The sequence below is a fragment of the Streptomyces sp. NPDC059900 genome, from assembly GCF_050270335.1.
Lineage (GTDB): Bacteria > Actinomycetota > Actinomycetes > Streptomycetales > Streptomycetaceae > Streptomyces.
In genome coordinates, this window is the sequence record NZ_JBNNJZ010000982.1 from 1 (window position 1) to 1,846 (window position 1,846).

The window sequence follows — 1,846 nt, forward strand, 5'->3', positions numbered from 1 at the left end:
GCCCGGGCCGCAGCCGTGCGGCCACTGCTTGCCAACACGTGCTGGTCAACCGGTGTTGGCATACGTAGAGTCGCAGTCCTGGACTGTCAACACGCGTTGGCCTATGTTTGTTGGCATGACCGGCACGACGGACAACCAGCAGGCCGCACGGCGTTCCGACGCCACCCGCGCCACGATCCTGGACGCGGCCCGCGAGCGGTTCGCGGCGGACGGCTACGAGAAGGCGACCATCCGGGCCATCGCGCGCGACGCGAAGATCGACGCGTCGATGGTGATGCGCTACTACGGCAACAAGGCGGGCCTGTTCGCGGCGGCCGTGGCGATCGACCCCGGGCTGCCCGAGCTGTCCGTCGAACCGCGCGAGGAGCTCGGCCGTACGCTGGTGCGCCACTTCCTGACGCTGTGGGAGGAGAACGGGGAGCTCACCGCGCTGATGCGGGTGGGCGCCACCGACCCGGCCGCCGCCGATCGCATGCAGAGCGTGCTGCGCGATCAACTGATCCCGCTGGCCCGCCGGGTGGGCCCCGAGCCGGAGCAGGCACCGGCCCGGGCAGCGCTGTGCGCCTCCACCGTGCTGGGGATCGCGCTGACGCGCTACGTGCTGCGCTTCCCGGCGAGCGTGGCGCTCGACCCCGAGGAGATCGTGGACTGGGTGGGACCGACGATGCAGCGGTATCTCACCGCACCCACCCCCTGAAGAAGGCGTCGGGGGCACCCGCCCCCCAGGGCGCCGGAGTTACGAACGTGCCAGAGCGTCGGTGATCACGGTGCCGGGGAGTGCCCCCTCGCGCAGCACGACGGGCGCGTCGGCGTCGGTGAGGTCGATGATCGTGGACGGCACGCTGCCGCTGCTGGGCCCGCCGTCGAGGTAGGTGTGCACCCTCTCGCCGAGTTGCTCGCTCGCCTGCTCGCACGTGGTGGCCGGCGGCTGTCCGGTCAGGTTGGCGCTGGACTGGGCGAGGGGACCGGCGCTGCGGAGCAGGGCGAGCGTGATCGGGTTGTCGGGCATGCGGACCATGACCGTGCCGTGGGTGTTGCCCAGGTTCCAGGCCAGCGAGGGGGCCGCGGGCAGGACCAGGGAGAGCGCGCCCGGCCAGAACTCCCCGGCCAGCCGCCGCGCCGCGGGCGGCAAAGACGCCACGAGGGCCTCGGCGGTGGCCAGGTCGGCCACCAGGACGGAGGCGGGCTTGTCGGCGCCGCGCTCCTTGGCGGCCAGCAGGGAGCCGACGGCCCGGGAGTCGGAGGCGTGGGCGCCGATGCCGTAGACGGTGTCGGTGGGGAAGACGACCAGCTGCCCGGCGTGCAGGGCATCGGTGGCGTGGCTGACCGCGCTGCGCAGGGCAGCTTCGGTCCGGCAGTCGTAGACGTGCATGGCTCGGCTCCTGTGTGGTCCGCGGGCGCGATGGGGCTTCCGGCACGCGGAGGCCGTCCCTGAACGTACCTCCCGGGCCACCGTGTCACGGACCCCGCCTCTCGCCGGGCGGAGCTCCCGGCCCCCGGCTCGGGGCTCAGAGGGCGAGCAGCGTCACGAGCAGGAGCACCGAGAGGCCCATCTCGATCAGCCCCACGGTGCGGATCCGCAGACCGCGCCCCGGCAGCAGCGCGGCACGCAGCAGGCACAGGACGAAGAGCACCGCGAGCGGCGGGGACAGCAGCGTCGCGCAGACCAGGGCCGCGCCGTGGTAGGCGATCGAGCCGTGCAGGAAGCGGCGGTTCCGGCGCTCGCGGATCATGGACTTCACGTACTGGACCGTGCCGCCGAAGTAGAGCAGGCACGCGGCGAAGGCACCGGCGCCCTGGCCGGGCGTCCCGCCGCCCAGGCGCAGCGCGACCAGGAGCATGGCAC

Annotated in this window: 2 protein-coding genes and 1 pseudogene; 1 reads left to right on the forward strand and 2 read right to left on the reverse strand. The window is 73.2% G+C overall.

Features of this window, described 5'->3' with window-relative positions; genetic code table 11:
• Positions 1 to 115: 115 nt before the first annotated feature.
• Positions 116 to 697, forward strand: a complete 582-nt coding sequence (locus ACQKIP_RS46435; protein ID WP_365853580.1) for a TetR family transcriptional regulator — start codon at positions 116 to 118, stop codon at positions 695 to 697.
• Between the two features lie 39 nt (positions 698 to 736).
• On the opposite strand, the gene ACQKIP_RS46440 is transcribed toward ACQKIP_RS46435, so the two are convergent.
• Together ACQKIP_RS46440 and ACQKIP_RS46445 are read right to left on the reverse strand one after the other, a co-directional pair.
• A complete protein-coding gene (locus tag ACQKIP_RS46440; protein ID WP_365853582.1) occupies positions 737 to 1,372 on the reverse strand; it encodes an L-threonylcarbamoyladenylate synthase in 636 nt (211 codons plus the stop codon).
• Positions 1,373 to 1,508: 136 nt separating this feature from the next.
• Positions 1,509 to 1,846, reverse strand: a pseudogene (locus ACQKIP_RS46445) (YwiC-like family protein); the annotation flags it as partial.